This window comes from Elizabethkingia occulta, from assembly GCF_002023715.1.
Lineage (GTDB): Bacteria > Bacteroidota > Bacteroidia > Flavobacteriales > Weeksellaceae > Elizabethkingia > Elizabethkingia occulta.
In genome coordinates this window covers 78909-99859 of sequence record NZ_MAHX01000002.1, presented here as the reverse complement: position 1 = coordinate 99859, position 20951 = coordinate 78909, and the positions used below count along the sequence as shown (strand labels likewise).

At 36.4% G+C, this 20951-nt stretch carries 21 protein-coding genes; 9 read left to right on the top strand and 12 right to left on the bottom strand.

Annotated elements, in window-relative coordinates; all coding sequences use genetic code 11:
- Window positions 1-5 precede the first annotated feature (5 nt).
- The 3 genes from BAZ10_RS00505 to BAZ10_RS00495 form a co-directional block, all read right to left on the bottom strand.
- On the bottom strand, window positions 6-1475 hold the full coding sequence (locus tag BAZ10_RS00505; protein ID WP_078770357.1) for a M28 family metallopeptidase: 1470 nt from the start codon (window positions 1473-1475) through the stop codon (window positions 6-8).
- A gap of 74 nt (window positions 1476-1549) precedes the next feature.
- Window positions 1550-2635, bottom strand: a complete 1086-nt coding sequence (locus BAZ10_RS00500; RefSeq protein ID WP_078770356.1) for a BT_3928 family protein — start codon at window positions 2633-2635, stop codon at window positions 1550-1552.
- A gap of 46 nt (window positions 2636-2681) precedes the next feature.
- On the bottom strand, window positions 2682-3218 hold the full coding sequence (locus tag BAZ10_RS00495; protein ID WP_057267707.1) for a DUF1599 domain-containing protein: 537 nt from the start codon (window positions 3216-3218) through the stop codon (window positions 2682-2684).
- Window positions 3219-3271: 53 nt separating this feature from the next.
- On the opposite strand from BAZ10_RS00495, the gene folP reads away from it, so the two are divergent.
- A complete protein-coding gene (gene folP / locus BAZ10_RS00490) occupies window positions 3272-4132 on the top strand; it encodes a dihydropteroate synthase (RefSeq protein ID WP_078770355.1) in 861 nt (286 codons plus the stop codon).
- Between the two features lie 73 nt (window positions 4133-4205).
- On the opposite strand, the gene BAZ10_RS00485 is transcribed toward folP, so the two are convergent.
- Window positions 4206-4676 carry an Lrp/AsnC family transcriptional regulator gene (locus tag BAZ10_RS00485; protein ID WP_059322646.1) on the bottom strand — a complete coding sequence of 157 codons (471 nt, stop codon included), beginning with the start codon at window positions 4674-4676 and terminating at the stop codon, window positions 4206-4208.
- 129 nt (window positions 4677-4805) lie between these two features.
- On the opposite strand from BAZ10_RS00485, the gene BAZ10_RS00480 reads away from it, so the two are divergent.
- Window positions 4806-5726 (top strand): DMT family transporter, encoded by a 921-nt coding sequence (locus BAZ10_RS00480; RefSeq protein ID WP_078770354.1) that lies wholly within the window; start codon window positions 4806-4808, stop codon window positions 5724-5726.
- Window positions 5727-5762: 36 nt separating this feature from the next.
- On the opposite strand, the gene BAZ10_RS00475 is transcribed toward BAZ10_RS00480, so the two are convergent.
- On the bottom strand, window positions 5763-6719 hold the full coding sequence (locus BAZ10_RS00475; protein ID WP_078770353.1) for a hypothetical protein: 957 nt from the start codon (window positions 6717-6719) through the stop codon (window positions 5763-5765).
- Window positions 6720-6823: 104 nt separating this feature from the next.
- Here BAZ10_RS00475 and BAZ10_RS00470 point away from each other — a divergent pair, with 104 nt between their 5' ends.
- The 3 genes from BAZ10_RS00470 to BAZ10_RS00460 all read left to right on the top strand — a co-directional run bounded on the left by BAZ10_RS00470 (window position 6824) and on the right by BAZ10_RS00460 (window position 8515).
- Window positions 6824-7252: a GNAT family N-acetyltransferase gene (locus BAZ10_RS00470; protein ID WP_078770352.1), complete on the top strand. Its 429-nt coding sequence runs from the start codon at window positions 6824-6826 to the stop codon at window positions 7250-7252.
- Between the two features lie 129 nt (window positions 7253-7381).
- On the top strand, window positions 7382-8080 hold the full coding sequence (locus BAZ10_RS00465; RefSeq protein ID WP_078770351.1) for a VIT1/CCC1 transporter family protein: 699 nt from the start codon (window positions 7382-7384) through the stop codon (window positions 8078-8080).
- Between the two features lie 18 nt (window positions 8081-8098).
- Complete coding sequence (locus BAZ10_RS00460) at window positions 8099-8515, top strand: EamA family transporter (RefSeq protein WP_078770350.1); 417 nt, start codon at window positions 8099-8101, stop codon at window positions 8513-8515.
- Here the strand turns inward: BAZ10_RS00460 and BAZ10_RS00455 are convergent, their stop codons facing one another.
- From BAZ10_RS00455 to prfB, 6 genes are all read right to left on the bottom strand, one after another.
- Window positions 8516-8749, bottom strand: coding sequence for a hypothetical protein (locus BAZ10_RS00455; protein WP_078770349.1), 234 nt, complete (start codon window positions 8747-8749; stop codon window positions 8516-8518).
- Window positions 8750-8888: 139 nt separating this feature from the next.
- Window positions 8889-9572 carry an ATP-dependent Clp endopeptidase proteolytic subunit ClpP gene (clpP, locus tag BAZ10_RS00450; RefSeq protein WP_009091431.1) on the bottom strand — a complete coding sequence of 228 codons (684 nt, stop codon included), beginning with the start codon at window positions 9570-9572 and terminating at the stop codon, window positions 8889-8891.
- A gap of 70 nt (window positions 9573-9642) precedes the next feature.
- A complete protein-coding gene (dnaG, locus tag BAZ10_RS00445; RefSeq protein WP_078770348.1) occupies window positions 9643-11562 on the bottom strand; it encodes a DNA primase in 1920 nt (639 codons plus the stop codon).
- Between the two features lie 95 nt (window positions 11563-11657).
- Window positions 11658-12335, bottom strand: coding sequence for a DedA family protein (locus tag BAZ10_RS00440; RefSeq protein ID WP_078770347.1), 678 nt, complete (start codon window positions 12333-12335; stop codon window positions 11658-11660).
- 93 nt (window positions 12336-12428) lie between these two features.
- Complete coding sequence (locus BAZ10_RS00435) at window positions 12429-12905, bottom strand: cupin domain-containing protein (protein WP_078770346.1); 477 nt, start codon at window positions 12903-12905, stop codon at window positions 12429-12431.
- 9 nt (window positions 12906-12914) lie between these two features.
- The gene (gene prfB, locus BAZ10_RS00430; protein ID WP_078770345.1) at window positions 12915-14024 is read right to left on the bottom strand and encodes a peptide chain release factor 2; all 1110 of its coding nucleotides are present in this window, start codon (window positions 14022-14024) and stop codon (window positions 12915-12917) included.
- A 177-nt stretch (window positions 14025-14201) separates the two neighbouring features.
- Here prfB and BAZ10_RS00425 point away from each other — a divergent pair, with 177 nt between their 5' ends.
- On the top strand, window positions 14202-14768 hold the full coding sequence (locus tag BAZ10_RS00425; protein ID WP_078770344.1) for a Crp/Fnr family transcriptional regulator: 567 nt from the start codon (window positions 14202-14204) through the stop codon (window positions 14766-14768).
- Between the two features lie 173 nt (window positions 14769-14941).
- Here BAZ10_RS00425 and BAZ10_RS00420 read toward each other — a convergent pair whose 3' ends face one another.
- Window positions 14942-16285 (bottom strand): AAA family ATPase, encoded by a 1344-nt coding sequence (locus tag BAZ10_RS00420; RefSeq protein WP_078770343.1) that lies wholly within the window; start codon window positions 16283-16285, stop codon window positions 14942-14944.
- Window positions 16286-16383: 98 nt separating this feature from the next.
- Between BAZ10_RS00420 and BAZ10_RS00415 the strand changes: the two genes are divergently transcribed.
- From BAZ10_RS00415 to alaS, 3 genes are all read left to right on the top strand, one after another.
- Window positions 16384-17274, top strand: coding sequence for an ABC transporter ATP-binding protein (locus BAZ10_RS00415; RefSeq protein WP_078770342.1), 891 nt, complete (start codon window positions 16384-16386; stop codon window positions 17272-17274).
- A gap of 3 nt (window positions 17275-17277) precedes the next feature.
- Window positions 17278-18126 carry an ABC transporter permease gene (locus BAZ10_RS00410; RefSeq protein WP_078770341.1) on the top strand — a complete coding sequence of 283 codons (849 nt, stop codon included), beginning with the start codon at window positions 17278-17280 and terminating at the stop codon, window positions 18124-18126.
- A gap of 212 nt (window positions 18127-18338) precedes the next feature.
- On the top strand, window positions 18339-20942 hold the full coding sequence (gene alaS / locus BAZ10_RS00405; RefSeq protein WP_078770340.1) for an alanine--tRNA ligase: 2604 nt from the start codon (window positions 18339-18341) through the stop codon (window positions 20940-20942).
- Window positions 20943-20951 lie beyond the last annotated feature (9 nt).

Below are 20951 nucleotides of genomic sequence, written 5' to 3'. Positions count from 1 at the left end.
ATATTCTATCTTTCCAAAGAAAAATTCGGAATCAGTCCCGGACGTTGAGGCTCATTGGCTACTTTCCATGAAGTTCTGTACATCCATTCTGTTATCTTATACAACTTCTTATAGTTGATATTTTCGGATTCATCCTGAGGTGTATGATACTGATTGTGTAGAACACTTGTATAGAATATTGCAGGAATTCCGATCCTTGCATATGGAAGATGGTCGCTTCTGAAGTAAAAATATTCTGCATGCTCAGGAGAATCCCAGTCTTTCAGATATTTGAATTTTGTACTTTCATTATTAGCGTCCTCAGCCATCTTTACAAGTTCTTCCGAATTTTTATGTGGTGCATTTCCTCCCAGCAATGCAGCTTCATCGGTATTGTTCCTACCAATCATATCCCCGTTTAGGACTGCTACAATCTGTTCTTGTGGCACTACAGGATGTGATGCATGCCATCTGGAGCCCAGCAATCCCCTTTCTTCAGCACCATGAAAAACAAAAAGAATACTTCTCTTACCAGGTTGCAATTTATAAGCTCTTGCCATTGCCAACATTGCTACGCAAGTACTGGCATTATCATCTGCTCCGTTATAGATTGTATCATTTTTCACAGGATGTCTTATTCCATCGTGATCCTGGTGACCACTAATCAGGACATATTCATTTTTTAATTTCGGATCTGTACCCTCAATTTTACCAATAACATTTACAGAAGGATATCTGTAAGTCTCAGTCATCAGGTTCAATGAAACTTTGGTGTTATTCTTTAACCGGTCTGCATCAGACTTTCTGATCCACAAAACAGGCATGTTATTTTCTACTTTTTCTCTTAAGCCTTCAACACCATAAAGTCCCCTTGTCATCTGCGGGTAAACTTCGGCCCAGCTTTTTTCAGCAATATCATCTGTAATAAATACAATGGCTTTTGCTCCAAGCTTAAAAGCTGTATTATAGTATTTTGCCTTTACAAATCCGGGATAACGTCTCTGGAAAAGAAACATATCTTGTTTTATTCCTTTTGCTGAGCTGTTAACAATAAGTACCTTCCCTTTGATATTTAATTTCTGTAGATCTTCAGGTTCTGCATTTCCAGCATATAGCATATCGGCATTGATATTTGCATTTACAGGCTCAGTTACTAAAAAGTCTTTCCACAATTTTAAATCATGATCTCCAATTTTCAGGCTGCTTTGCGGAGATACCTGATGTCGGTACATTTCAAAAAACTGAAAAAAAGTTCCGTTATCTCCTGCAGGTTTCATTCCGGACTCACTGGCTTTATCCGCCAGCCACATAGATACCTTCAGTTCATCCAAAGTTCCTGCTTCCCTGCCACGGAATTGATCCGCAGCAATCTCGAACATATCTTTTCTAAGATCTGATTCTTTGATAGCCGAAACCAATGGCTTTTTATACTGTTGTGCCTGACCAAAACAAAAAAAGGTCAAACCAATAATCACTTGTAAATATCTCTTTTTCATGTTGTAATTAAAATCAGTTACTCTGTAAAAATATCAAAGCCATCAAGATTCCGAATTATACTGATTCAGTCTTCTTAATTATTAAAATAGTCTTTCGCTTCTTGTTTGAAAACAATTTTTCCGTTTTCAAGAATCAATACAAATGGATTACTTCTCGCTATGGTTTTTATAGCTGTACCATCCATTGTACCATGTGGTACTTTAGTAAAGGTATTCTCCTGTGTAGAAACCGCATATACTTTTGACTTTTTGCTTAACAAGCCGTTTTCAATTTTGTTAATCAGTTCCTTAGAAAGTTTCTCAGGCTTGTAAGTAAAGATCATTACAATCCTTGGCTCATTAAGAATCTGATCTGTAACGTCCTGTCCGTTCGCATCTGTAATTTTGAAATTCTTAATTGTAGAATCATAACCTTGCTTTTTTAATTTCTCCTTAGTCTTATCAGACTCTATCTGCCAGGTTTCATCTTTCCAGATATTGGTAGAAAGGTAATCGTTCTGTGACATTGTTTTCTCTTCCCCTGTCTTAGTATTCTTCAGGGTATAGAAAACTTCATATTCAGAAGGATTGGCTTCTATTTTTGCTTTTTCAGCTTTCAGATCTGTATCTATTTTATAATCCCTGAAATCTATGTAAGGTTCTCCTAAGATCCCTTTCAGTACAATAACGGTAAGGAAAATGCAACTTAGCAAAAACAATGTCATCCTTGGGAAACCACTTTTCAGGAAATGCACTTTATTGCTTTCATCATGCTTATACATTACTAACAGAATAGCAATAAGTACTAACAACACCATATCTTTGGCAAAGGATGTCCACGGAGTCATTTTCAATGCATCACCAAAACATCCACAATCTGTTACCACATTGAAATATGCAGAATAAAACGTAAGGAATGCGAAGAATATACAGATTGCCAAAAGTGAACGCAATGTGCGTTTGATTCTTATTTTCAGTAAGAGCAGAACTCCTAATAAAAATTCTACCGTAACCACCAATATTGCAATTGGTAATGCCAGCTTTTCCAAAAAAGGAATATTAAATACCGAAGGCGAAAAATACTCTTCCAGCTTGAAAGAAAATCCTACGGGGTCAACTGCTTTTACAAAGCCTGATATAATAAATACAATTGCTACAAAAACTCTGATAAATCTTCTCATCTTATACAATATATGGTGTTTGGTATATCAATTTTGCGTTTTGCTATTAATCTGTCATTTTAATCAGACAGAAAACAGCATAGTTCAGCATATCAAAATAGTTGGCATCTAAGCCTTCAGAAACTAAGGTCTTTCCTTTGTTGTCTTCAATCTGTTTTGTTCTCAGTACTTTTTGGTAGATTAAATCGGTAATTGAAGAAATACGCATCTCGCGCCATGCTTCTCCGTAATCATGATTTTTACGCAGCATAAGCTCTTTAGCCTCGTTGGCATAATGATCATAAAGCTTTAGAATCTGTTCCTGATCATCGTCCAATGATTCGGCAAGTCCTTTTTCCAGCTGGATTAATCCTATAATAGAATAGTTAACAATAGCGATGAATTCTCCTTTTTCATCTTCATCCACCATTTTTACAGTAGTCATCTGCAGGGTACGGATACGGTTTACTTTTATATAAATCTGATCTGTAATAGAGCTTGGACGGAGTACTCTCCACGCTGCTCCGTAATCGTGCATCTTTTTACTAAATAAATCTCTGCACCCGGAAATTATTTCATCAAACTGTATTGCTGTATTTTGCATAAATTAGCGTTCTAATGCCAAAGATACAAATTTAGCCTAAAGCGAAAAAGCTGATGAACACTTATAAAAAACAACTTTCTGTAAATCATAATTTTAGTATCAACTGTCGCGGAAAATTAGTTTCCCTTGAAAAACCATTAATTATGGGAATTCTGAATCTTACTCCCGATTCTTTTTCCGATGGCGGGCGTTTTAGTCAGGAAAAGGCTGCTCTGGAACATACAGAAAAAATGATTTCGGAAGGTGCTTCTATCATCGACATCGGACCTCAGTCTACCAATCCCAACTCTAAGCAGATTGATGCAAAGGAAGAAATGGGGCGCTTAGGCAAAGTAATCTCATTACTGAAAAAAGAGTTTCCGGAAAAGCTGATATCTGTTGATACATTTTATGCTGAAACTGTAAAATATGCAGCGGATGAGGGAATGGATATTATTAATGATATTTCAGGCGGGCAATTTGACTCCGAAATGTTTAAAACCGCTGCCGAAACGGGCTTACCCTATATTCTGATGCATATTAATCCGGAATTCGGACAGATGCATGATAAAATACAGTACAAAGATATTACACTCAGCATTAATCAGTTTTTCTGCGAGAAAGTTCGGGAACTCACAGAACTAAGGGTACATGATATTATATTAGATCCTGGATTTGGATTTGGAAAAACAATAGAAGACCAATATAAAATGACTGAAGAAGCTGAATATTTTGGATTCGGAAGACTTCCCCTTTTAATCGGTATTTCCAGAAAGTCCTTTATCTACAAATCTTTAGGCAAATCACCTTTGGAAATTGTAGAAGAAACTCAAAAGCTCCACCTAAAATTACTACACAAGGGAGCAAAAATCCTAAGGGTGCACGATGTTGCCGAAACTAAAAAAACAATTGATCTTTTCCTGAACAATTATTGATTCACCTATTGTTTATGCATTATTGAATCGTTGAATTGTTTATTTTATACTTCGTACTTCTAATTTAGTACTTCTAACTTCCTAAAATAGGTATCTGTAAACCATTTTTTACCGTATGCATATTGACAAACGTTTTAAAACGCTTGATATTGGTATTGCTAAAGAATAACTGCCTTGTCAGCAATTCATATTCCTGCATTGTATTGACAACCATTACCAATACAAAATCTACTTCACCGGTTACATAATAACATTGCTGAATCTGAGGCACCTTGCTAAAGGTTCTCTTAATATCGTCTATAAACTCAATTTTATCCGTGTCCAATTCTACTTCTACAAATAATAGAATCTGTGCTCCTACTTTCTCAGGATCGATCACAGAAATATCCGACGTAATAATCTTATTTTCGCGCATCCGCTTAATACGTCGTTGTACAGCAGCAGCTGAAAGCCCTATCCTATCACCAATATCCCGTTGCGACGTCTGATTATCTTTCTGTAAAATATCCAGAATTTGTAAATCGAATTTATCCAAATCTTCCATAAGCAGGTTTAATATGAAACAAAATTGCAAATAAGTGGTTAAAATTAAAGAAAAAACACATGAGTTTTGAAGTAATTTCGCACAATAAATATCAAAAACTAATTCTTATTCTTAATCCTTCACAACGACATGAGAAGTACAAATACCAAAGGTTTTCTTTTAGCACTTATTGCCGCTTCATTATGGGGAGTATCCGGCACTTTCGGACAATTTCTATTTCAGCAAAGAGGAGTCAGTGTAGAATGGATGATTACTGTTCGCATGCTGATATCAGGCATCATTCTATTGCTTATCGGGGCATTTGGTAAAAATCCCGACTTATTGGCCGTATGGAAGAATAAAAAAGATGCTCTGAAACTGATACTATTCGGAATTACGGGTATGCTAATGGTTCAGTATACTTATTTCGCTGCTATTAAACATTCCAATGCTGCCACCGCTACAGTATTACAATATGCCGGACCGGTAATTATTGCAGTTTATCTTGCTATTAAAAACAGAAAAATCCCCAGATTTATCGATTTTGTAGCCATTGCTTTTGCGGTTCTTGGTACTTTTATACTGGTTACCCATGGTGATATGGGAAGGCTGAATATTTCATCTACCGCTTTATTCTTCGGTATAGCCTCGGCTTTTGCACTTGCTATCTATACATTGCAGCCTATCGCCCTCCTTAACAAATATAATTCGGCGGTAATCATTGGTTGGGGAATGCTGATTGGTGGTATTGCTTTCTCTTTTGTAAAAGCACCGTGGCAGGCCGAAGGGCACTGGGATACACAATCCTATCTTTACACCGCTTTTATTGTAATATTCGGAACATTAATTCCTTTCTATTTTTATCTGACAGCTGTTCAGCTTATTGGCGGGCAAAAAAGCAGTCTTCTGGCATCCGGAGAACCTTTGTCGGCAACAATTATTGCTGTAATGTGGCTACATGTACCTTTTACCTATATCGACTGGATTGGAAGTTTACTCATTATCTCTACAATATTCTTATTAAGCTATGAAACCAAAAAGGAGAAAAACCTGCGTCTTTCGGGTACCTGATCCTTTGCTTTTGACTCAATAAACTAAGCGTCATACTTATTTGCACTTTGCTACGAAGACTGATCCGGGAAGTGGCTTAAAGTCTGGAACTGATTTATTTTCAGACTTTACTTTATCAAACTTCATTAAAACATCGGTATAATGAAAGTCATCACTCTTATAATTTAAACTTTTGGCTGGCGCATAAGGATTGACATATACATTACGCACCGGATCATACTTGTATTGTGATATATCCATTTTTTCGGACATATCATCATTAGTATTATAAGCATAATTAACAATCTTAAAGTCTGCATTATAAGCCATATTAAATGATTCTTCTAAAAACTGCAGCTCTTTTTCATTTTTAAAGAATTCTTTTATATTCTGTTTTTTAACGATTCCACCATCCGCATCGGACAAAGATTTCAATCCTTCCTTTCTTATTTCAAACCGGAATGGATTATAAAAAAGACTCGGACTCATATACTGCATAATAAAGTCGTTGTATCCTGCTGTCTGGAAGTGCTGCATTACATTTGGCACATCCATCTGAGAAGGATTTTCTGATTTAGTCTGATCTATAAAAGTTAAAACTTCAGGCAGCTCTTTGGAACGATGTACATAAGGAAAGTCAAAACAGTTCGCTTCTTTATTAAAAAGACGCTTCATTTTATTTGGAAAGGTGCCAACATAAATATCATTAGAAGTATCATCTCCGGAAATCATTAACCGCATTTCACCTTTAATATCCGGATTTTTTCTGGCATAAAGATAAAACAATGCATCAGGATTTTTAGGCGTTAGTGTGATTATGTTTTTATCAGTGTTCCATGTTCCCTTTATCAATGTACCCATAGCAACAACAAGAAATGTATTGTCTTTTTTGAGAATAAAAGAAATACCACCTTTATTATAAACGCCTTCAATATCTGTATTTTTATATTGAGCAGAAGTCAATATACCTGATACCAAAAGTAATATAACATATAACCTTGTCATAATTTTCATACACTTGCTTTTATTGATTAAATATATGTTTTTTATATGTTCCGGCTGCAAAAAGCAATATATTTATTCTACATAAATCCTGACTTCCAACTTAAATACTTTTTATGAAGATCAAAACCAGTTCCGTAATTACAGAGAATCACGATGAAATCATAACAGGTTTTCTAAACCAGTACAATCAGGAACGTGCTATTTCTTTTGAAAATGAAATCAATGAAGATGTGGAAATTGTCATCTATGATGACGAAAAGATTGTTGGCGGAATCATTGGCCGCTCTTTGTGGGGCACGTTAGAAATAAAACGCCTGGCTGTTCATCCGGAGTACAGACACAAAGGCATAGGATCCAAACTGATATCTGCAGCAGAAACAGAAGCCAAAAGAAGAAAATGCCATTACCTAAGCCTAAATACGTTTTCTTATCAGGCTCCGGAATTTTATGAAAAACTAGGCTTTACAAAGATTGGAACCGAAAAAGATTTTCCACGTGGGTTTTCCCGTTATTTTTATCAAAAGAAAATTATCTTTATTTAGGCGAGTTAAAAATTTTATTTTCTAAAGAAAATCAGTCATGTACATTCCTTATCAGGCAGATTTTTCCCTAAATTTACGTAAACATCAAAATTCTTATTTCTCGAATACTATTTACAAAAAAACCAAAAAATGACACATCATCATTTAGAAAAACATTATGTAAATCGTGTAGGATGGCTAAGGGCTGCTGTTCTTGGGGCTAATGACGGTATTCTGTCCACAACCAGTATTACAATTGGTGTGGCTGCTGCTACGCCTTCCAGAGAAGCAATTATACTGGCTGCACTGGCAGGTCTTGTTGCCGGTGCAATGTCAATGGCTGCGGGAGAATATGTATCTGTAAGCTCTCAGGCTGATACTGAAAAAGCCGATTTGGAAAGGGAAGCTAAAGAGTTGGAACGCATTCCTGAAATAGAACTAAAGGAATTGGCTAAAATATATGAAAGCCGTGGACTAAACCCTGAACTGGCACTAAAGGTAGCTGAAGAATTGACTCGGCACGATGCTTTAGAAGCCCATGCCCGTGACGAATTAGGTATTAACGAGATTACGACAGCAAGACCTTTGCAGGCTGCAGCTTCCTCCTTTGCATCATTTACCGTAGGAGCAATATTACCATTTCTGGTGGCCATATTTGCACCTATACCTCAAATGCTTTATTATGAATACGGTTTTTCCATTATATTCCTCATGATTCTGGGTGCGGTTGCCGCTAAAGCTGGAGGTTCTAAAATAAGTACTGCGGTGATAAGAATTTGCTTCTGGGGTACTGCTGCTATGGCACTAACTGCACTGGTAGGCTATTTGTTTGGAGTCAATGCTTCTTAACCTAAATATTGATTTGTGATGTGGTGGATCTATGCACTTCTCTCTGCTTTGTTTGCTTCTCTTACAGCAATATTTGCCAAAATAGGTGTTTCTAATATCAATTCCAATCTTGCTACTGCCATTCGTACAGTGGTAGTACTGGTTATGATATGGGGAATTGTTATTTTCCGTGGGGAGACAAAAGGAATTGTCAGCCTCTCTAAAACCAATATTATATTTTTAACAATATCCGGAATAGCAACCGGGCTATCCTGGATATTCTATTTTAAAGCTTTACAAATGGGAGATGTCTCTAAAGTAGCTCCTATAGACAAACTAAGCATAGCTCTCACTATTATATTGGCAGCTGTATTTCTGCGCGAATCCATAGACACCAAAACAGCAATTGGTGCAGGATTAATTATTGCCGGAACAATTGTTTTATTGCTAAAATAATTAGTTCTGTGATAGCTTCTCAGTAAATGTTTTATTGAAGACTTCTTTATCTTCTTTCAGCTGCTCTATTGTTTGTGGCAATATATAAGTTGTTACAACCTTTTCATCCTTGTCCAGAAATATAATCTGCTTCTCTTCTCCATCTATCATTTTCTCGAAAACGTCCCACATAGAAGCATCCTGTAGCTTCAGTAATTCAAAAAACTCCTCGGTTCTTATCTGAATATTTTTCATGCTGCAAAAATAAAAAAGCTTCCTTATCTCTCAAAGCTTCCTCAAAAAATATATCAACATTCTGTCTTACTAAATAAAAGAAGGCGTAAAACCTATAGATTTTACGCCTTCCTTCTAAACAAATATGCTGCGAAAAAAATTATTTCTCTTCTTTACGCTGTAATACCTCGTCTACCATACCGAAGCTTTTCGCTTCTTCAGAAGTCATCCAGTAATCTCTGTCGGAAGATTTCTCTACCCATTCGTAAGTCTGTCCTGAGTGGTGAGCGATAATATCGTATAATTCTGTTTTTAATTTCAACATTTCACGAAGGTTGATTTCCATATCGGAAGCTACCCCTTGAGCACCTCCGCTTGGCTGGTGAATCATAACTCTTGAATGCTTAAGAGCAGAACGCTTACCTTTTTCTCCGGCTACTAATAATACAGCACCCATAGACGCTGCCATACCTGTACAGATTGTAGCAACATCCGGTTTAATAATCTGCATTGTATCATATATTCCTAATCCGGCATATACACTACCACCAGGAGAGTTGATATAGATCTGAATATCTTTAGCAGGATCAGCACTTTCCAGGAATAATAACTGAGCTGTTACAATATTGGCAACCTGATCATCTATTCCTGTTCCAAGGAAGATAATTCTGTCCATCATCAAACGGGAGAAAACGTCCATTTGCGCTACATTTAGACGACGTTCCTCCATAATATATGGTGTTAAATTGGTTGGACCATATATACCCATATACTGATCAGCAGCAAGACCATTCACTCCAAGGTGTTTTACTGCGTAATCTCTAAATTCCTTTTTAATATCCATTGAATTAATTTTTCTATTGTGTTACTAATTTTGTTCCAAACGAATATACGGACATTCTGGCAGAAATTAATTACAATATCCTGTATAATACTTTGTCCAGTTCCATTTTAAGTCTGGTGAGCTTTACAATTGTGGCATAATACTGCACATCGTTACCAGGGTCTTCCTGCACTTTCACTTGTAAGTCCTTTATAATCTTTAGTATATACTCTCGCTTATGACGAAGAATAATATCCTGAACCATCTTTTCCACAACATCTTCTTCCGAACTAAAGTAAATATTGAACTTATTCCAGTCACTTAGTTGGTAAGGATCGATCAGTGCATCTGCAACTTTCTGATTCACTTCTTCATCCATCAGACTGAGGAAAAACTGTCCCGAACGCAATTCACTTTTTTCAGCACCTTTACGGATTTCATCTACAATTTTCTGATGCAGAGGAATCTGGATTTCATAAGAATCTTCATCAAAGTGATTTAAAATCTCCTGAATAACAGAGGACTTTACCATCCCCTCTTCTTTCTTCCTTACAATTTCTTTATCACCATACTTCAGCATGAGCTCAACCAGCTTTTCCTCCAATAGCAGCAGCGGATTAATAGTTTCAATCTGGGAAATTTCCACCTTCTCCAGTTTTGGTTGGATTTGCGGTGCTTTAGGTTTTTCCTGATGCTGTATTCCGGTTTTCTGAACCTGAAGTTCGTTGAACAGGTTTTGTTCGGAAACATGTAATAATTTGGATGCCTGTTGTATAAATATCTCCTGCTGAAGATTGTTCGGAACAAAAGCTATACTCTTTACAACTTCTTTTATCAGATCTGCTCTTTTAAAAGGGTCATCTCCGGCATCTTTCTGAAGAACATCTATTTTGAAGTGAATAAAATCTACAGCATGTTCAGCAATATAACTTTTTACATATTCCTGTGGAAAAGCTTTGGCAAAACTATCCGGGTCGTGTCCATCCGGAAATAGCATTACCTTAATATTCATGCCATCTTCCAAAAGTAAATCTATACTTCTGAATGAGGCTTTAATTCCGGCAGCATCACCATCAAACAGAATTGTTACATTAGGCGTCAACCTTTTAATCAGCTTAATCTGCTCTTTTGTTAAAGCAGTACCACTACTGGCCACAACATTTTCTATCCCTGCCTGATGCAATGAAATTACATCCATATAACCCTCCACAAGAAGGCAATGATTTTCTTTAGAAATTGCTTGCTTAGACTGAGCAATTCCGTAAAGTACATTGGATTTATGGTAAATCTCTGTCTCGGGTGAGTTGAGATATTTGGCTGTTTTTACATTACTTTTCAGAATTCTGGCACCAAAGCCCAGTACCCTTCCTGAGAAGCTAAGAATCGGGAAGATTACACGTTCGCGAAAACGATCGATCCCTTCAGGCGCATTTTCCGGAAAAATAGATAATCCGGACTTCTCCAGAAGATCTTTATCATAGCCCTTTTCTTTTGCAGACTTGGTAAAAGCGTTTTTAAGTTCTGGTGAGTATCCTAGCTGGAACTTTTTCAGAATTTCATCATTCAGCCCTCTTTCTCTGAAATATGATAAACCAATATTCTGTCCTTCCTCAGTATCATACAACTGTTCCTGAAAGAAGTTGTTGGCAACCTCATGGATTTTATATAATAGCTCCCGCTGATTACGGGATTCTTTCTCAGCCTCCGATATCTCCTGAACATCTTCTTCTATCTCAATGCCATATTTCTTTGCCAGATGGCGCAATGCTTCAGGATAGGTAAAGTTTTCGATTTCCATAAGGAAAGACACTGCAGTTCCCCCTTTTCCGGAACTGAAATCTTTCCAGATCTGCTTACTTGGAGATACTACAAATGAAGGCGACTTTTCATCATGAAAAGGGCTTAAACCTTTGTAATTTCCACCAGCACGCTTTAGCTGTACATATTCACCAACCACTTCTTCCACTCTTACAGCGGAGAAAATTTTGTCTATCGTGGTTTTCGAAATCATACTAAGTTTTTAAAAAGTAAAAATATTAATTTATTTATTGAAGAAAAAAAGAGATTGCTAAAAGCAATCTCAATCTATCTCTATATCAGGGAAAATTAATTAGACCCTTCTATTTCTTTTTTCTTATCTCCGCCCGCAAGTAATTTGATAAGAACAGGAGCTGTAGTAATAATCACAATAATGATAATAATCCACTCCAAATGTTTTTTCAAATCTATTCCAAACTGAACCTGAAAGAACTTATCCAGATAATGTCCGGCATATACCAAAGAGAATGACCAAAGTACACCTCCAATTACATTATATACCAGAAAACGCCCCTTGTCCATTTTTACGATCCCCGCAACAATAGGTGCAAAGGTTCTTACAACCGGAAGAAATCTAGCCATAATAACAGCTACTTTACCATGGTCTTCAAAGAAATCATGCGCCTTGAACAAATATTTTTTCTTGAAAATCCAGGTATCTTTTCTTTCGTATAGCATTGGTCCACTTTTGTAACCAAACCAATAACCAATCATATTACCAACAATAGCTGCAATAGCTATTAGCGATGCCAGAATTGTAGTGTCTATAAAATCGCTTCCAGTAGATCCGAAACTTTCAGATATAATCTTTGTTGCATATATACCAGAAACGAACAACAAACTATCTCCTGGCAAGAAGAAACCTACAAATAAGCCGGTTTCAGCAAAGATAATAAATAACACAATCCATAGCCCTCCATTTGTAATATAAAAATCGGGGTTAAGCAGGTCTTTCCAACTTTCCATTCAGTAGTTTTATATGATTGACAAATATAAATAAAATTAAAAAATTCTAATGACAGAATCTATTTAATCTTTTGTTAAAATTCCACCCGCACTTTATTTCGCTTCCAGAAGTATCGCCAGCTGGATGCAGTTTTCGTCCGATCGGTTACTCCATGCATGATTCGTGCCACGTTGAATAACAATATCTCCGGGCTTCAGCAAAGTTTCTCCTTCCTCTAAAATCAAATATATTTCACCGGAAAGAATAACAATATAATCCAGTGTTTTCGTCTCATGCATTAATGGATGAGGCTGGCCTTCTTTCACCTCTATTCCCAATTCTTTATCCGGCGGAATGCTTACATACCTAAAATAAGTACCATTTGCGGGTACTTTGGGGATAGGAGTATTCTCTATAACAAGAGTTTTCTCTAAATCTACAGGGAAAGTATCGGTTGACCAGATATCGGAAAGCACAAGACCTTTAATATCTTCATTGATATTGGTTACAATACCATCTTCTGTGATTACAGATTTTCCATCTTTAATACCTGTAACAACTCTTCTTGGGATTTTAGGAATTTCTGACATTTTTCTTCTTTAAAATATATCTTCTTCTGCAGAGCTTTGTCCTTCATTCATTAAGAAGGCTTTTAGGAAAGGTGTAATATTACCATTCATAACACCATCCACATCGGATGTTTCGTAAGCAGAGCGTACATCCTTTACTAGTTTGTACGGGTGCATTACATAGTTACGAATCTGGCTCCCCCACTCAATCTTCATTTTATTAGCCTCAATTTCATTACGGGCTTTCATACGCTCTTCCAATTCAATTTCGTATAGTCTGGATCTTAGGAGCTGCATTGCCTTTTCTTTGTTTTGCAACTGCGAACGGCTTTCGGAGTTTTCTATAATAATACCTGTTGGAGCATGTCGTAGACGTACAGCTGTTTCTACCTTGTTTACATTCTGTCCGCCGGCACCACTGGCACGCATTGTTTCAAACGTAATATCGGCCGGATTAATATTAATCTCAATAGTATCGTCTACCAAAGGATATACATATACAGAAACAAAGCTGGTATGTCTCTTGGCATTGGAGTCAAAAGGAGAAATACGTACCAATCGGTGTACTCCGTTCTCCCCTTTCAGGTAACCAAAAGCATAATCTCCGTCTATTTCCAGTGTTACTGTTTTTACTCCTGCAACATCACCTTCCTGATAGTTGAGTTCTTTTACCTTAAAGCCTTGCTTTTCTGCCCACATTACATACATCCGCATCAACATACTCGCCCAATCGCAGCTTTCTGTTCCGCCCGCACCTGCCGTAATCTGAATTACAGCCGACAGTTCATCACCTTCATTGGATAACATATTACGGAATTCCAGTTCTTCAATTTTTTCAACCAGCTGAGGAAAAGCTTCATCCAGTTCTTTTTCACTTTCAGGATCTTCTTTTGCAAACTCCTGCAGCACTAATAAATCTTCAAAAGTACTTCTGATCTCATCATAACTCTCTACCCATCTCTTTTTTCCACGAAGTTGTTTCAAAAAAACCTCCGCTTCTTTAGGGTCATTCCAAAATTCAGGAGCAGCTGTTTTCTCATCTTCATTAACAATTTCTATCCGCTTTTTTTCAATCTGTAGATATTTATATAGATCATCGATGCGTTTTAGTACATCTTTTGTTTGCTCATTATTTATCATTTCGCAAAGATAAAACTTCGGCAATGAATGCTAAGAATAATTTAATATTTAACAAATAATTCTGATTTTTCAAAAAAACCGCTATATTTACTACTATAGTAGATGTCTGACATGTATCCAACATACAAATACAAATAAATAAAAACACATTTTTTAAACAAACACACAACAAATTTGATGGAAAAAATAAGAGAATTGTTTGATAATATTATCAAGCTAACTGATGCTGAATTTAATTACTATCTACAGAAAATATCCAGTAAAAATTACAAGAAAGGTGATATTATAACACCCAAAGGGAGTGTAGAGCGCTATGCTTACTATATTGAGAAAGGTATTGTCAGGCGTTTTATTGAAAGAGGTGAAACCGAGGCTACTTTCTATTTTGCTTTCGAACGGGACTTTGTCTCTGCGTATGATTCTTTTATTACCCAAACGCCATGCAGATATTCATTACAAGCGTTGGAAGACACCAGTCTTCTGAGAATATCGTGGCATGATGTTCAGGACCTCTACCAGCGATCTGCAAAATGGGATAAAATCGGACGTGTCTTAAACGAACACGCCTATGTAGAAAGGTCTGACAGGGAGTTTTCGCTGCTAACAAAATCTCCTCAAGAGCGATACGAAAGTCTGTTCAAACAAAATCCGGAGGTTATAAAAAGAATTCCATTAAAGTATATTGCATCTTATATCGGGGTCACTCCACAGGCTTTAAGCAGGATCAGAAGGCGGATTTTTTAACCCGAATTCATTTCTCCTATTTAAAAAACCTATATTTTTGTCTTGGTTTTTGACTTTATGGATTAAACTTTTCTCAAATCTCAAACTCACAAATGAAAAAAAGCACCTAGGCTTTGAGAAAAAATTTATTGCCTGATTAATTCAGGCAATATTTTTCTTCGGTTGATTTTATATTAATCTTCATCATCCTGATTAAATCCTATTTTTCGTATAGGTTCTTCTTTAATACGATAATGATCCAACTCTTCACTTAATTTCTGAATACGTAACGGAAATTCTGTAGAAAGATTCTGATTAAATTCTGAAACAAAAACAGCACATTGATTTAGGTAATCAGGAGTAAGCTTTGCTAAAGATTCGCTTAAAGCAGCATTAATTATTTTTTCAGAAATCATAACATTCTGCCCCTGCAAACGCATATATTCGGCATGCAATCTCTTTTTTATTCCCTGAGTAAAATCGATCATCATGGTATTAGAGAATAGCTTCATTTTCTCTGCAACTCCTTCCCAGAAAGGTTTTTTATCTGCTTGGTTATCTCTAAGTATTTTTAGGAGCGGAGAACTTTCTACCAAATCCTTCATCATATGGTAAAGGATTAATTGTGCCCTTTCATCTTCATTGGGTGGAAAAACAGGAATAAGCAAATCAAATCTTCCAGGTGCCAGTATTTCTTCGTCGAATCCGGCAAGAGCATCTGTAGACCCTACAAATAAAGCTTCATCTTTCAGATTATTTTGTATGGCATGCAGAATGGCATTTTTAACCTCTAAAGCTTCAGGTGTCAATACAATATCAGGAGTCTTTTCCAAAGCTACATCTTCAAAATGCTCCATAAACAATAATGTTTTTGGCTTTTTCATTTTACCAAAAAGAAAGTCTTTAAACTTTCTCATTTTTCCGTCATTATAACGCACCGACAGATAATCGTTTCTTACTTCTACGAAATCATAGCCAATCATTTCAGCTATTTTTTTAGCCCAGAAAATCTTACCACTACCAGGAGGCCCATACAAGATTATTCCCGCTGGCTTTGCAATACCCCAATTTTCCAGCTGATTTGGGTTAATAAACGGTTCTATAATATCTGTAACATAAAAAAACAGATCTCTGTATCCTATAAAATTATGTTGTGTAAGCGGTGTTTGTTTGCCAAAATAATTATAAATAAAGTTGTAATCTCCGCCTAGCTTATTGTCTATACCATAGCTGGAAACACTTGTTTTGTAGCCATTAGCCTCAAACAAATTCGGGCACTCTTTTTTCAATACTTCATCTACCTGTTCTACAGGCTTTTTAATGCGCTGGGCGATTTCAGTAGATGTTTTCTCAGCACGAATATCTTCATCGTATTTCTTCAGAAAATCTGCGTTGTCCTGTGCAAACTGTACAAAACTGTCTTTCAGGTTCAGCTGCCCGTCCATAATATCTTCTACCCCCAGATCAAAATCCTGTATAAACTGTTTTATACTCTCTTTAGAAATTGTTAAATCATTAGTAAGTTCCACTAGTTTCATCCGTTTTGAAATTTTAATTCAAGATACAACTATTTCGTCAGGATTTTTTCCAATTGTAACATTTATGTTTTTTTAACTACTATTAAATAAAACTAAAAATGGAAAAAGTTTTATCCGTCAGGAATCTTACAAAGAAATTTAAAAGAACGGTTGTAAACAATATTTCGTTTGATGTTGAACAAGGAAACGTGTATGGACTTCTTGGTCCTAACGGTAGTGGAAAATCAACAACATTCGGAATGCTACTCACAACTATTAATCCGACTTCAGGAGAATGGTACTGGTTCGGTAAAAAGGGAACAAACACAGAAACCTTGAAAAAGATAGGAGCAATTATTGAACAACCGAATTTCTATCCTTATCTAAGTGCTGCTAAAAATCTGAAAATTGTTGCTGAGATTAAAGGAACACCTTATTCAGAAATTGATAAAGTACTTTCTACTGTAGGTCTTCTTGAAAGAAAAGATGATCCTTTCAGAACTTTTTCTCTGGGAATGAAGCAGCGTCTGGCAATAGCTTCCGCACTACTAAATAATCCACAGGTATTAATTTTGGATGAACCTACAAACGGATTAGATCCGGAAGGAATTATTCAGATCCGCAATATTATTTCTGATATTGCCAAAAAAGGCATTACCATTATTATCGCCAGTCACCTTTTGGATGAGATCGAAAAAATATGCAGTCATGTAATTGTACTAAAAGAAGGCAATGCAATATACAGTGGAAGTGTAGACGGAATGACCAATTCTAAAGGTTATTTTGAACTGAAAGCAGACAATAATGATTTACTCCTTAAAGTACTTGAAGAACTTAACCTATTTTCAAACTTGAAGCAGAACGGAGAGGTAATCATTGCCAATATTCATGAAGATTTATCAGCTTCTGAACTCAACAGAAAAATCACCGAAAAAGGGATCTATCTGTCTCATCTTGCCAAAAAGAAACAATCTCTTGAAGCTCAATTCCTGGAACTTGTAAAAAAATAACCCATGAAAAGATTAATTGCAATAGAATACTATAAGAACCTTACTTACAGACCATTCAAAATATTTACAACTCTATATTTTATTACACTAATAGCCCTGTTATTTATCGGGCTTATCGATATAAAATTTTCAGAAGGTTTTGAGATCAATTTAAAAGATCAGGGAATTTATAATTTCCCGGAAATATGGAACTTCACAACCTGGATTGTTGCACTCCTGAAGATATTCCTGGGCCTTATTATTGTTTTTTCCATCTGTCAGGAATTTACAAACCGGATGTTTAAACAAAATACAATTGACGGACTCAGCAGAGAAGAATTTATAGGCTCAAAACTGCTTACAATTTTTATATTCACGTTTATATCGACCCTTATTGTATTCGGTATTACGTTGGCTATAGGACTTTCCTACTCAGAGTCTACACAATCGGATTTAATTTTCAAAGAAATATTCTTTATCGGCCACTATTTCCTGAAGTTGTTCACCTTCTTTAGCTTCCTTATGTTTCTTTCCATTCTGTTAAGAAAATCCATCTTCGTATTGCTTGCTTCTTTTATGTGGTGGATTGCCGAGGCTATTTTTGGAGGTATTGAAAGCTATTCCAAATTCAAAGGATTGAATAATGAGCAGGCAGCAAGTGTAATGCACGATTCATTTTTCATTTCAAAAATTCTTCCGCTGGAAAGTATGTCTCAGCTGATTCCCAATCCAGTGATGAGACTAAAAGCCATGAAAATATTTGGTGTTCCGTATAAATTTGAATACCCTACCGAAAGTGTGATTGCATGTATTTTCTGGTGTGTACTATTCGTTTATGGTTCCTATTATATTTTGAAGAAAAGAGACTGGTAAATCCATTCTGGCTGATATTATATCAGCATAAATATCACATCATACTCAAAAGGAACTTTCCCCTTATTTTTGGGAAAGTTCCTTTTTTTATTTGCCCGAAACAGTACATTATTCTGTTTATTGAACACTTTATTGATATTAGTTTTTTATATCATGATATACAGTATACCACTTTCTTTTAAAATCATTATTTTTGCACATCAAATTTTCATATGACTTCACAAGAAATACGCCAAAGGTTCTTAGATTTTTTTAAAGAAAAAGGACACCAGATCGTTCCTTCCGCACCAATTGTGCTAAAGGATGATCCTACACTGATGTTTTCCAATTCGGGGATGACGCAATTCAAAGATTTTTTCTTAGGCTACAAAGAGCCTTCAAGTCTCAGAATTGCCGATACACAAAAATGTCTTCGTGTTTCCGGAAAACACAATGACCTGGACGATGTAGGCCGCGATACCTACCATCACACAATGTTCGAAATGCTGGGTAACTGGTCTTTCGGTGACTATTTCAAAAAAGAAGCAATAGCCTGGGCGTGGGAGCTTCTTACAGAAGTATATAAGATTTCTAAAGACGATTTGTATGTAACCATATTCGAAGGTGATGCTTCTGAGAATCTGGAAAGAGATCAGGATGCTTATAATTACTGGAAAGAGTATGTTGATGAATCCAGAATCATCAATGGTAACAAAAAAGACAACTTCTGGGAAATGGGTGATACAGGACCATGCGGACCTTGTTCCGAAATCCACGTAGATATTCGTAGCGCTGAGGAAAAAGCTAAAATATCCGGAAGAGAATTAGTAAATCAGGATCATCCGCAGGTAGTTGAAGTATGGAACCTTGTATTTATGGAATTCCTGAGAAAAGCAGATAAATCTCTGGAAAAACTTCCAAAACAGAATGTGGATACAGGTATGGGCTTCGAGCGTCTTTGTATGGCATTACAAGGAAAAGAATCTAACTACGATACAGATGTATTCACACCGCTAATCTCTAAAGTAGAGGAAATTTCCGGTAAAAAATATACTGGTATTCTGGAAGATGAAAAAGATATTGCTATTCGTGTAGTAGTAGACCATATCCGTGCCGTAGCATTTGCAATTGCAGATGGACAGTTACCTTCTAACGGAGGTGCCGGATATGTTATCCGAAGAATTCTAAGACGTGCCATTTCTTATGCTTACAGATTCCTGGATATGAAGGAAGCTTTCCTTTATCAACTTGTAGCTGTACTAAAAGATCAGATGGGATCTTTCTTCCCGGAAATTGTAAAGCAGGAGAAACTGGTTACCGAAGTAATTAAGGAAGAAGAAAACTCATTCCTGAAAACTATTGAACATGGATTGGTAAGACTGGATGCAATTATTCAGGCTACTATAAAAAATAACGAGAAAAACCTCCCAGGTGAACAAGTATTCGAGCTATATGATACTTTCGGATTCCCGGCTGACCTTTCACGTATTATCGCTGAAGAAAAAGGACTGAGTATAGATGAAGCTGGTTTCGAAGAGGAAATGAACAAGCAAAAGCAGCGCTCAAAACAATCTTCAGCTTCTAAAACCTATGACTGGGTTATTTTGGAAGAAAAACCTGAAAACTTTGTAGGTTATGATCTTACTGAAAACGAAGTAAAAATTACCCGTTACAGAAAGATTGAAAATAAAGACGGAGAGTTTTATCAGATTGTACTGGACGAAACTCCTTTCTATGCAGAAGGAGGTGGTCAGGTTGGAGATAAAGGAATCTTAGAAAATGCTACAGAGCGTATTGAAATTCTGGATACCAAAAAAGAAAACAATCTTAACATCTCTTTAATCCCTACTCTGCCACAGGATGCGAAAGCAACTTTTACAGCAAAAGTAGATGTTTCCAAAAGAAAGGATACAGAAAATAACCACTCTGCTACTCACCTTTTACATGAAGCTTTAAGAAATGTCTTAGGAACTCACGTAGAGCAAAAAGGCTCTTTTGTAGGACCAGATTATTTACGTTTCGACTTCTCTCATTTCAGCAAAATGACAGAAGAAGAATGGGCTGCCGTAGAGCAACAGGTAAATGAAAAGATCAGAGAAAATATAGCACTTCAGGAGTACAGAAATATTCCGATTCAGGAAGCAATGGACAAAGGTGCTATGGCCTTATTTGGTGAAAAATATGGTGATAATGTCCGCATGATACAGTTTGGTACATCCAGAGAATTGTGTGGAGGAACTCACGTAAAGAATACAGGAGAAATAGGTCTGTTCAAAATAGAATCTGAAGGTTCGGCTGCAGCTGGAATCCGAAGAATTGAAGCTATTACAGGATCTAAAGCAAGAGAATATTTCGAAACATTAGAAAAAAACTACCAGGAAATAGCACAATTCCTGAAGTCCAAAGATGTCTTAAGATCTGTTCAAAAACTGGTAGAAGAAAACCAATCCTTAAAGTCAGAAATTGAAAGCTTTAAAGCTGAAAAAGCGAAACAGGAAGCTTTACAATGGAAAAATGAATATCAGGATAAAGGCGATAAAAAACTATTGGTAAAGAAAACCTCAATGGACGCTGGTTCTGTTAAAGATATCGTTTTCCAATTGAAGAAAGAAATTCCGGGATCATTGACTATTATCCTGTCCAACGCAGGTGATAAACCAATGATTACAATTGGAGTTTCTGACGATCTTACCCAGACTTATCAGGCCGGAACTTTGATTAAGGATCTTGCTAAAGAAATCCAGGGCGGTGGCGGCGGTGCACCAGCATTTGCTACAGCCGGAGGTAAAAATCTTGATGGATTGGAAAAAGCTTTTGAAAAAGCGATGCAGTTATAATATTATAAT

Bases quoted from the DNA above. Each gene is read 5' to 3' on its own strand.
- BAZ10_RS00425 (WP_078770344.1), top strand. From the start codon at position 14,202: ATGGAAAAAATAAGAGAATTGTTTGATAATATTATCAAGCTAACTGAT.
- prfB (WP_078770345.1), bottom strand. From the start codon at position 14,024: ATGATAAATAATGAGCAAACAAAAGATGTACTAAAACGCATCGATGAT.
- BAZ10_RS00440 (WP_078770347.1), bottom strand. From the start codon at position 12,335: ATGGAAAGTTGGAAAGACCTGCTTAACCCCGATTTTTATATTACAAAT.
- BAZ10_RS00475 (WP_078770353.1), bottom strand. From the start codon at position 6,719: ATGAAAATTATGACAAGGTTATATGTTATATTACTTTTGGTATCAGGT.
- BAZ10_RS00495 (WP_057267707.1), bottom strand. From the start codon at position 3,218: ATGCAAAATACAGCAATACAGTTTGATGAAATAATTTCCGGGTGCAGA.
- BAZ10_RS00500 (WP_078770356.1), bottom strand. From the start codon at position 2,635: ATGAGAAGATTTATCAGAGTTTTTGTAGCAATTGTATTTATTATATCA.
- BAZ10_RS00485 (WP_059322646.1), bottom strand. From the start codon at position 4,676: ATGGAAGATTTGGATAAATTCGATTTACAAATTCTGGATATTTTACAG.
- BAZ10_RS00480 (WP_078770354.1), top strand. From the start codon at position 4,806: ATGAGAAGTACAAATACCAAAGGTTTTCTTTTAGCACTTATTGCCGCT.
- BAZ10_RS00410 (WP_078770341.1), top strand. From the start codon at position 17,278: ATGAAAAGATTAATTGCAATAGAATACTATAAGAACCTTACTTACAGA.
- clpP (WP_009091431.1), bottom strand. From the start codon at position 9,572: ATGGATATTAAAAAGGAATTTAGAGATTACGCAGTAAAACACCTTGGA.
- alaS (WP_078770340.1), top strand. From the start codon at position 18,339: ATGACTTCACAAGAAATACGCCAAAGGTTCTTAGATTTTTTTAAAGAA.
- BAZ10_RS00470 (WP_078770352.1), top strand. From the start codon at position 6,824: ATGAAGATCAAAACCAGTTCCGTAATTACAGAGAATCACGATGAAATC.
- BAZ10_RS00505 (WP_078770357.1), bottom strand. From the start codon at position 1,475: ATGAAAAAGAGATATTTACAAGTGATTATTGGTTTGACCTTTTTTTGT.
- BAZ10_RS00415 (WP_078770342.1), top strand. From the start codon at position 16,384: ATGGAAAAAGTTTTATCCGTCAGGAATCTTACAAAGAAATTTAAAAGA.
- folP (WP_078770355.1), top strand. From the start codon at position 3,272: ATGAACACTTATAAAAAACAACTTTCTGTAAATCATAATTTTAGTATC.
- BAZ10_RS00455 (WP_078770349.1), bottom strand. From the start codon at position 8,749: ATGAAAAATATTCAGATAAGAACCGAGGAGTTTTTTGAATTACTGAAG.
- BAZ10_RS00465 (WP_078770351.1), top strand. From the start codon at position 7,382: ATGACACATCATCATTTAGAAAAACATTATGTAAATCGTGTAGGATGG.
- BAZ10_RS00435 (WP_078770346.1), bottom strand. From the start codon at position 12,905: ATGTCAGAAATTCCTAAAATCCCAAGAAGAGTTGTTACAGGTATTAAA.
- BAZ10_RS00420 (WP_078770343.1), bottom strand. From the start codon at position 16,285: ATGAAACTAGTGGAACTTACTAATGATTTAACAATTTCTAAAGAGAGT.
- BAZ10_RS00460 (WP_078770350.1), top strand. From the start codon at position 8,099: ATGTGGTGGATCTATGCACTTCTCTCTGCTTTGTTTGCTTCTCTTACA.
- dnaG (WP_078770348.1), bottom strand. From the start codon at position 11,562: ATGATTTCGAAAACCACGATAGACAAAATTTTCTCCGCTGTAAGAGTG.